We start from the raw sequence: 5,083 nt of genomic DNA, 5'->3' as shown, positions 1-5,083 counted from the left end.
TGTCGTTGTCGTAATCGAATAATCCGACCACGATTACGACAACGACAACGACAACGACAACGACGCCCGGTCCGTGAGAACATCCGGTAGCTGTCGCCGTAGGGTACGCATCGCGTACCCGGCAGCGGCCGGGTCCGACCCGCGCACGATTCGCCTAACCCCGCGCCAGCCCCTAAGATCCGCCATCATGGCAACCACCCTCATCAGTTGGCTCGGCCGCACCGACCTGCGCGCCGTCACCGAGTCCGACAAAGTCGGCGTCGGCCCAGTCGCCCAGGCCCTGCAAACCGGCCGCTTCGCCCGGCTGGACCTCCTCTGCGACTACGCCCCCGACGAGGCCGCCACTTATCTCGCCTGGCTCCAGGCCCAGGCACCAACGCCAGTCACCCCCCACTATGTCACCCTCGACAGCCCAACCGACTTCGGCGCTATCTACCGCCACGCCCGCCAAGTCGTCGCAGCCACCAGCGCCGCCCAGCCGCCAGGCGACGGCCTCGCCTTCCACCTGAGCCCCGGCACCCCCGCCATGGCCGCCGTCTGGATCATCCTCGCCAAGACCCGCTTCCCCGCCGAGTTGATCGAGTCGTCTATCCAGCACGGCGTGCGCGTAGCCTCAGTCCCCTTCGACATCTCCGCCGACTTCCTCCCAGATCTCCTGGAGCGCCCCGACCGCACCCTGGAGCGACTCACCCTCGGCCTGCCGCCCGCCGCCCCCGAATTCGACGCCATCTGCCACCGCAGCCCCGCCATGGCGCGCGCCATCGCCCGCGCCCGCCGCGCCGCCCCGCGCTCCATCCCCATCCTGATCGAAGGCGAGTCCGGCACCGGCAAGGAACTGCTCGCCCGCGCCATCCACCAGGCGAGCCCCCGGCGCGGACGCCCCTTCGTCACCGTCAACTGCGGCGCCATCGCCCCGGATCTCATCGAATCCGAACTCTTCGGCCACGAAAAGGGCGCCTTCACCGGCGCTGCCGGAGAGCGAAAGGGCTATTTCGAGTCCGCCCACTCAGGCACCCTGTTCCTGGACGAGCTTGGCGAACTGCCCAAACCCGCCCAGGTCAAACTCCTGCGCGCGCTCCAGGAAGGCGAGGTCACCCGCGTCGGCGCCACCGCCCCGACCCCGGTCGACGTGCGCATCCTCGCCGCCACCAACCGCACCTTGGTCGATGAGGTCGCCGCCGGCCGCTTCCGCGAAGACCTCTTCTACCGGCTCGCCGTCGCCGTCATCCACCTTCCGCCGCTGCGTGAACGCGAGGGCGACGCCAGCCTGCTGCTTGACCGGCTGCTGGACCAGGTAAACCGCGAGAGCGAGTCCGAGCCGGGCTACAGCCCCAAGATCCTTTCAGTCAACGCAAGAAAACTTCTACTCGAACACCCCTGGCCCGGCAACGTCCGCGAGATGCAGAACACCCTGCGCCGCGCCGCCGTCTGGACCCCAGGCCCCACCATCGACCTGGAGGACGCCCGCGACGCACTGCTGCCGAGCCCGGCGCGCGACCTTGCGAGCGACCCGGCCCTGGCGCAGGATATCGCCCAAGGGATTGATCTCAATGCCACCATCGACCGGGTCGCCCGGCACTACCTGGAACAGGCGATGCGGCTGACCGGCGGCAACAAGACCCGCGCCGCGCGGTTGCTCGGCTTCGGCAACCCCACGACTTTGAACAACTGGCTCAAGAAACACGGGGTGGAGCCGTGATGGCACGGCAACTGCTTAATACAGGATCAAGCAAGGTCGGTTCGGCGATCTTGATCATTATCCCGGGCACCGACCCTCGCCCCCGCGCTCGTGACACCGTTCCAACGATGTCACGCATGTGTCAGGCGCTCTGCGCCGGGAGCGTCGGCGGTGGGGCCGTCATTCCGGCAGGACGCCGGAATCCAGTGCCATGGACGGTAAGGGAAAAAGTTGGGCTACGCTACGTTAACCCGACCTACAATCGCGACATCAACGACCAAACCGGAACCGGAGCCCATGTCAACGCCACAGATCAACCCAGACTTCATGCCGGTCCTGGAGTCGCTGGGCCAGGACGCCGGGAATTTCTTCCTCTCGGCCAGTCTCTACCACGCCCACAAGATCAGCTTCGCTGCCGCTGCGGCACTCGCCGGACTCGGCTTCGATGAATTCCATTACCGCCTCAAGGAGCACTTCGGCTACGGTATGGTCATCGACGACGAGACGGTCCGCGAAGACATCCGTCTGGTCAATCAGCTCAAGGACGAGCAACCGTGAAACTGGTGCTCAATACCAGCCCGCTGATCTTCCTGACGAAAATCGACGCGCTGACCACGCTTGGCGGATGCTTCGCGGAAATTTTCGTGCCCCCGGCAGTGCTGGCGGAGGCGGGCATTGAAGTGCCCGGATTCATCAAGCCCACGGCATTGTCAGAACTCGGCGAAGCCTTCGTTCGGGGTGCCATCGGCGGGCTGCATCGGGGCGAGTTGGAAGCGATGATCCTGGCCCGGGAGACGGGTGCCGGACTCGTCGCGCTGGATGACCTGCGCGCCCGACGCAAAGCGAGCCAACTGGGCCTCCGGCCAATCGGCACCGTTGGCCTCATCCTGCTCGCCCATCGGCGCGGACTGATCGACGCCGCGACGGCGGCAACCAAGATTGAGACACTCGTTGACACGCATGGTCTCTATCTGTCGAGCGAGATCCTGAATCAAGTGCGTGCCGACCTGGCACATTCCCGATAGCGCGACCGCCATTACAGAAACCCACGGAACGCACAGGACAACCCGATGATCCTCAAGGCACTCACCCTCGAAAACTTCAAAGGCATCCGCGAGCCGGTGCGGATCGAGTTTGCTCCGCTCACGCTGCTGTTCGGACCCAACAATGCCGGCAAGAGCACCATCGTGCAGGCGTTCATGTATGCGCGGGAGGTGCTGGAGCGGAACAATTGCGACGCGGGGCGGACCGTGCTGGGTGGCGATGTCGTGGACCTGGGCGGCTTTGATAATCTTGTTCATGGACATGACCGCAGTCGCGTGATCCGCATGCGCTTTGAGTTGGATCTGCGCGAGGCATCACCACGGCGCGAGACCGATGGGATACGAGAGAATGAACTGGACAATAATGTAGGCTGGTTCTACGAGGACGCACCGAAAGAACTCGATGTTCAGTCCGGCCGGCGCTTACGGGAGCGACTGGTCGATGTCTGGGTCCAGATCGAGATCGCCTGGAGCGCGCTTGCGGAACGCCCCGTCGTGCAGGGCTATTCCGTTGGAACCGGGGTCGATGAGTACGCCCGGATTACCTACGACACCGCAACGGGCGAGACTTCACTGTCGCACTTCAACTTCGGCATATATCCCTTCGGCACCCGCTACACCAAGGGCGATGTGACGGACTTCGAGTGGGAGTTTGCAAAAGAGGTGCGAGAGTGGTTGCGGCAATCCATCGGAGAAACGGACTGGCCCGACTTTGGAATCAAGAAAGGGGCACAGGTGGGCATGGCCGGCGAGGAGGTTCGGGAATCCGAAAACCGCCTCGCGCGACACGTCTTCGATGAAATCGTCTCCGGGATTGTCGCTGGCGACGGCGCTTGGGGCGATAGCAGTGTTGACGAGGAGACCGGCGAGCACAAGCCCGAATACGCTAATAGACAAAGTTTGGTGGAGTCGGCGCAGCGACGTGTAGAATTGGCAAGAACGGTCGCCGCGCGGTCCAAGGCCATACCAATCATTGTTGGCTCGCTTCCCCGCACCGGCCTTGATCATAAATCCGCCCGATACCAGCCGGGCGATGTGGGTTCGCGTGCACAAGACCATGCGCTCGACGCTGGCGATACTTCGCACGACGAAACGCAATTGTCGAGTCCGGACACTACCGACGAGGACGAGCCCGCCGATGATCGATCGGAGGATCGCATGGAGCGCGCTGCTTCGAAAGAGCAATCTGCCAACAAGAAGGCGCGTTGCTGGAACGATTGGATATTCTTCAAGCATCACCTTTTTGATGTTCAGGACTACGAGATTGATAGCTGGACACTCGATCTTTTCGCCGCACTGGTTGAAGAAGAATATATCATACCGAATATCTCTATACCTCTCCGGGGGAGAGATTCGGCGCTTCCGAAGTGGGATAAGGCATTTGAGTTAGACTCTCACGCATGGATACGGGAAGAGTGTAGCCAATTCTGGGAGCACCCTGTATTCGCGCAAGAGTTCTTTAAGGATCTCTTGACTGCCGCTGTCGTCAGTCCTGGGCGAGAGCTACTTGGGGCATTGAAGCAAACGATGTACCTCAGCCCGTTTAGACGCCTCCCGTCACGTGCTTACCGAACCGAAAAGCGGCCGGAACCGCAGAGTTGGGCCAGCGGACTCGGGGCATGGGACTTGCTGTCACTCGGCTCCGAGCATCCGCTGCGCGAATCCGTCAGCGCGTGGTTGACTTCCCCAGAGCAATTCAATACCGAGTACCGGGTCATCGCCCAGCGCCGAAAGAGCCTAGACGTTGGCGGTGAGTTCTGGAATAGCTTGGTCGCCGGGGAGGTCCAGACCGGATCGGAAGAGATCAGAGATAAACTGGAAGGCTTGCCTGAAGATAGCAAACTGGAGCTTGAGCACATCGACAGCGGTCTTGTCCTGGCTCCGCAAGACCTCGGCGTCGGCATTTCGCAGGTGATCCCCGTGATTGTCGCCGCCCTCCACAAACCATCCGATCAGGGGTCACGGGTGGTCATGATTGAAGAGCCCGAGTCGAACATTCACCCACGATTCCAGGTCGTGCTAGCGGACCTGTTCATCACCCAGGCCAAGGCCAATCCGAATGTTCTTTTCCTGATCGAAACGCATAGCGAGCATTTGATTTTACGAATCATGCGGCGAATGCGCGAGACCTTTCGGGGCAAGCAACCTGGAGGTCTCACGTTAACCCCTAAAGGCGTATCCGTGCTTTATGTTGAGCGGGATGCCGATCGCACGGTCGTTAGGTCCATGCCTCCAGCCCTTTTAAGGTGCCAGCAAGATGATGTAATATAAAGATATCTACAGCATCACACGCGAGCCCGACCGACCATGTTTGGCGAAATCCTCCAGAAATTTGCCGAGAAGAGCCCCGCCACCGTCATGG

4 protein-coding genes are annotated in these 5,083 nt (G+C 61.9%); all 4 read left to right on the top strand.

Going from position 1 to position 5,083, the window contains the following annotated elements:
- Positions 1-187: 187 nt before the first annotated feature.
- The 4 genes from QZY48_RS26370 to QZY48_RS26355 all read left to right on the top strand — a co-directional run bounded on the left by QZY48_RS26370 (position 188) and on the right by QZY48_RS26355 (position 4,992).
- Positions 188-1,699, top strand: coding sequence for a sigma-54 dependent transcriptional regulator (locus tag QZY48_RS26370; protein WP_295436514.1), 1,512 nt, complete (start codon positions 188-190; stop codon positions 1,697-1,699).
- Positions 1,700-1,975: 276 nt separating this feature from the next.
- Entirely contained in the window at positions 1,976-2,236 is a 261-nt protein-coding gene (locus QZY48_RS26365; RefSeq protein ID WP_295436513.1) for a hypothetical protein, read from the top strand.
- Positions 2,233-2,703, top strand: a complete 471-nt coding sequence (locus tag QZY48_RS26360; protein WP_295436512.1) for a DUF3368 domain-containing protein — start codon at positions 2,233-2,235, stop codon at positions 2,701-2,703. Before QZY48_RS26365 ends, QZY48_RS26360 begins: the two co-directional genes overlap by 4 nt.
- 45 nt (positions 2,704-2,748) lie before the next feature.
- Positions 2,749-4,992: an AAA family ATPase gene (locus tag QZY48_RS26355; RefSeq protein WP_295436510.1), complete on the top strand. Its 2,244-nt coding sequence runs from the start codon at positions 2,749-2,751 to the stop codon at positions 4,990-4,992.
- Positions 4,993-5,083 lie beyond the last annotated feature (91 nt).

It is taken from the genome of uncultured Thiodictyon sp. (genome assembly GCF_903828115.1).
GTDB lineage: Bacteria > Pseudomonadota > Gammaproteobacteria > Chromatiales > Chromatiaceae > Thiodictyon.
This window is presented reverse-complemented; position numbering and strand designations above follow the sequence as displayed.

What these genes read in the sequence shown, in the direction of transcription:
- QZY48_RS26355 (WP_295436510.1), top strand. Translation starts at nt 2,749, where the DNA reads ATGATCCTCAAGGCACTCACCCTCGAAAACTTCAAAGGCATCCGCGAG.
- QZY48_RS26365 (WP_295436513.1), top strand. Translation starts at nt 1,976, where the DNA reads ATGTCAACGCCACAGATCAACCCAGACTTCATGCCGGTCCTGGAGTCG.
- QZY48_RS26370 (WP_295436514.1), top strand. Translation starts at nt 188, where the DNA reads ATGGCAACCACCCTCATCAGTTGGCTCGGCCGCACCGACCTGCGCGCC.